The organism is Alcanivorax sp. HI0083, assembly GCF_001635175.1.
Genome location: NZ_LWFX01000771.1, coordinates 1 through 375, shown reverse-complemented (window position 1 = coordinate 375; position 375 = coordinate 1). Strand labels below are relative to the sequence as shown.

Genomic DNA, 375 nt, shown 5'->3' with positions numbered 1-375 from the left:
CTCACCCTTTATCGCCGCGCTGTGAGCCCAATAGCGGGCGAACAGCTGTGTCAATTGCTTCCCTGGCCCGGAAAATCCGGGACCGAACTGTGCCCACCGGGCATTCCATGACGACCGCAATGTCCTCGTAGCTGAGGCCCTCGAATTCACGCAGGGTCACGGCCGTCTTCAACTCCTGAGGCAGCTCATTAATCGCTGCATGAATGACCGCCTCCAGTTCCTCTGACAACACGAGGGACTCCGGGGTTCCAATCTCGTGCAGCATTTCTGCACCGGCGTACTGTTCGGCTTCTGCAGCGTCCAGGTCAGAGCCCGGCGGCCGGCGGCCGGCCGACACCAGGTGGTTCTTGGCGGTATTGACCGCGATACGGTAAA

Annotated in this window: 1 protein-coding gene; it reads right to left on the bottom strand. The window is 60.8% G+C overall.

Annotated features, from left to right (window positions below):
* Position 1: 1 nt before the first annotated feature.
* Positions 2-375, bottom strand: a 374-nt coding sequence (locus A3754_RS07535; RefSeq protein WP_156496894.1) for a sigma-70 family RNA polymerase sigma factor, incomplete at its 5' end; no start/stop codon positions are given.